The sequence below is a fragment of the Roseovarius sp. SK2 genome, from assembly GCF_028807495.1.
GTDB classification, from domain to species: domain Bacteria; phylum Pseudomonadota; class Alphaproteobacteria; order Rhodobacterales; family Rhodobacteraceae; genus Roseovarius; species Roseovarius confluentis.
The window spans coordinates 1-3,483 of record NZ_JARAMK010000026.1; the positions used below are offsets into that span (position 1 = coordinate 1).

Sequence of the window (3,483 nt, forward strand, 5' to 3'; positions counted from 1 at the left end):
GTAACTTCGTGATAATTTCTTCGGGCTTCGGTCGCTTGATTGCCATGTGGTTCCTCCGTTTTCCTAAACATAGCGGAGGACCACTTCATTGGGGGAGGATCAGCCTCTTCCAGAATTGGCGCGACACTTGTCCCGGCGAAGATGGGTCTTGCCTGTGTTTGAAGGTGGGTCTGCGTTACAATTATGTTGAAGGGTCCCGAGCGCGCCGCGTCTTGCTCGTCCGAAAACTCTTCCAGCAGTAGCGTCGATCTGCCTTCAAGTGCATCCCGTTCTTCCAGGTAAAGGTCGCAGAATTCTTCCGAGAAGAATTCGCGAGCAGGTAATATCGAGTGATCTCCGGCAATGGAGTCACGAAGTATTTCCCAGCTCAGGCGAAATGGCATACCGAGCCGGTCTGCAAGAGCAATACCATTCAGAATTGCTCTTAAACGCTCTCCAAGACCATCTGTATTCTGCGCCCAAACAATTCCATCGAGACCGTCGGAACCACTCATGGTTTCACGTACCAATCATCAAAACGAGTGACGGACTCCCAATTCTTCCGTACGGATCCGTGAGAGGTCAAAAGGTCGTACAGCTTTTCGCGCAGCGGAGTATAATTATGCTCCACACAAAGAGATCTTACGTCCCAGCGGTCAAAGTCAAATTTAGAAAGAATTTCAAACTCGGACCCTTCCGTGTCGATCGACATGAAATCAATGGTCGAAGGAGCCGCGTTCTCAACAAGCAGGTCGTTCAAACTGATTGTTTCAACAAGAACTTCCTTGTCCGCTGGTACGTCCCGTGAGCCAGAAGCTTCATGCGAGTCTTCTGGAGCAATATCTTTCATTCTGGACAGCTCACCATAGCTCGCGGGCAAGAAGGCAACTTGCTTGCCGCTCTCGGAGAACACACATTTTTCAGAAATGATGCAGTTCCGGTTCTCTCGAACCTGCGGAATGAACTCAGGGTTCGGTTCAGCCACGATACCGCTCCAGGAAAACGCGGTTTCGAGAAGGTATGTATTGCTAAGTTTCTTACCGTTGGCGGCACCAAATTCAACGAAAAATCCCGGTGACTCAAGCCCGTGCTCCCATAGAGCCCACACATCCTGGAACAGCTGCCCTTCTGCGCGATCAGCATGCTCAATGGCAAACGACAGGAATTGCGCAACATCGTCCTTGTCTCTCGTATCGATAGATTTTGGCCGCATTGCAAGCATGGTTCTTTGGTATCTCAAAAGATCCATCACGAAATTCTGGAACCCTTCATTTCTTTTGAAGTGTCTTTCCGAATTGAATATGAGTCTTTTGTTCTTTTGCTGCGTATTTGCCATTTTCACACTTTCTTTAATTCTTCAAACTCGGCGATCGTGCGCTGCAACCCCTCATCAAGCCCGATCTTCGGGGCCCATCCCATGTCCAGAAGCCGCGTGCTGTCCATCAGTTTGCGCGGCGTGCCATCGGGTTTGGTCCTGTCATGCACGATCTCGCCTTCATAACCGGCAGCATTTACGATCCTGCGCACCAATTCGCCGATTGAGATTTCCTGCCCGGACCCGACATTGACGTGATCGTAATCCGAATAGTGCTCCATCAGAAAGATCAGCGCATCAGCAAGATCATCGGCATGCAGGAATTCGCGGAGCGGTGTACCACTGCCCCAAACTTCGATTTCCGGCGCGCCTTTGTCCCGTGCCTCGACAACCTTGCGTACCAGTGCCGGCAAGACATGGCTGGTCTCAAGATCGTAATTGTCGCCGGTGCCATAAAGATTGGTCGGCATGGCCGAGATGAAATCGCGCCCGTGCTGCTGCCGATAGGCCTGCACCAGCTTGATCCCCGCAATCTTGGCGATGGCGTACCACTCGTTCGTCGGCTCCAGCGGGCCGGTCAGCAGCGCATCCTCGCGCATCGGCTGTTCGGCCATCTTGGGATAGATGCAACTGGATCCGAGAAACATCAGCTTGGCCACGCCCGTGTCGTGCGCGGCCTGAATGATATTCGTCTCGATCATCAGGTTCTGATAGATAAAGTCCGCAGGATAGCTCGCGTTGGCGAGGATACCGCCCACTTTTGCAGCGGCGAGGAACACGGCGTCAGGCTTGTACTCGGAAAACCACGCCTCAACCTCGGCCTGCCGTGTCAGGTCCATTTCCGACCGGGTCGCCGTCAGCACGGTACAATCTTCTTGTTGTAACCGTCGGCAGATTGCACTTCCGACCATGCCGCGATGACCGGCCACGTATATCCGTTTTCCGGCCAGCTTGAAGAGCGGTTCACCCATGGCGACGTGCGTCTTCCAGGTCGGCCTCTGCCATCTCGCGTACCAGTTCCTCGAACGGCGTCTCGGGCACCCAGCCCAGTTTCTCACGCGCCTTGGTTGCATCACCCAGCAGGGTCTCGACCTCGGCTGGGCGGAAATATTGCGGATCGACCCGCACGATGACCCGACCGGTCTCGTCGCGGGCCACCTCGTTCACGCCCTCGCCTTCAAAGGTCAACTTGAGGCCCAGCACCTCCGCGGCGCGGGTGACGAACTCGCGCACGGAATATTGCTGACCCGTCGCGATAACGAAATCCTCTGGCGTGTCCTGCTGAAGCATCAGCCACATCATCTTCACATAGTCGCGGGCGTGGCCCCAATCCCGCAAGGCATCCATGTTTCCCAGCACCAGATCGTCCTGCATCCCCAGCTTGATGCGCGCCAGGGCACGCGTGATCTTGCGCGTGACAAAGGTTTCACCACGGATCGGGCTCTCATGATTGAACAGGATACCGTTGCAGGCGTACATCTCGTAGGCCTCGCGATAGTTCACGGTAATCCAGTAGGCATATAGCTTGGCCACAGCATAGGGTGAGCGCGGATAAAAGGGCGTCGTCTCACGCTGGGGCGTTTCCTGAACCAAGCCATAAAGCTCCGACGTGGAAGCCTGGTAAAAACGGGTCGTCTCGCCCATTCCCAGAAACCGGATGGCCTCCAACAGGCGCAGCGCGCCCATGGCATCGGAATTGGCCGTGTATTCGGGTTCTTCGAACGACACCGCCACGTGACTTTGCGCCGCCAGGTTGTACACCTCGTCGGGCTGTGTCTTTTGCAGGATGTGGGTCAGAGACGAACTGTCCGTCATGTCCCCGTGATGAAGCTTGAAACTCCCCGACCTTCCCGGCTCGCCTTCCATGAGATGGTCGATCCGGTCGGTGTTGAACAAAGAGGTGCGGCGCTTGATACCGTGCACCTGATAGCCTTTTTCAAGCAAGAACTCGGAAAGATAGGCACCGTCTTGGCCGGTGACGCCGGTGATGAGCGCTGTTTTCAATATTCCCTACCTCCTAATGAAAGGCTACGGTTTAATAGCGCAACCACACTTAACGACGCCTGCTACAGGCAATAAAACCCCGTGATCGGCCCCATCTAAGTGGTCCAATTTGATTGTTAGTGCATGATCGGCCTTTGGTCCATCTGGACTATGGCTTCTGGCGCAGGCGGGCGATAGCCCAGAGC

The 3,483-nt window shown here is 54.7% G+C and carries 4 protein-coding genes; all 4 read right to left on the reverse strand.

What is annotated here, in order from left to right; genetic code table 11:
• On the reverse strand, positions 1–494 hold a 494-nt coding region (locus PVV74_RS22710), incomplete at its 3' end, for a hypothetical protein (RefSeq protein ID WP_274594778.1).
• Positions 491–1,315, reverse strand: coding sequence for an FkbM family methyltransferase (locus tag PVV74_RS22715; RefSeq protein ID WP_274594779.1), 825 nt, complete (start codon positions 1,313–1,315; stop codon positions 491–493). The genes PVV74_RS22715 and PVV74_RS22710, both read right to left, overlap by 4 nt.
• 2 nt (positions 1,316–1,317) lie before the next feature.
• Positions 1,318–2,265, reverse strand: a complete 948-nt coding sequence (gene fcl, locus PVV74_RS22720) for a GDP-L-fucose synthase (protein WP_274594780.1) — start codon at positions 2,263–2,265, stop codon at positions 1,318–1,320.
• Positions 2,258–3,298: a GDP-mannose 4,6-dehydratase gene (gmd, locus tag PVV74_RS22725; protein WP_211286132.1), complete on the reverse strand. Its 1,041-nt coding sequence runs from the start codon at positions 3,296–3,298 to the stop codon at positions 2,258–2,260. Before gmd ends, fcl begins: the two co-directional genes overlap by 8 nt.
• Positions 3,299–3,483: the final 185 nt, after the last annotated feature.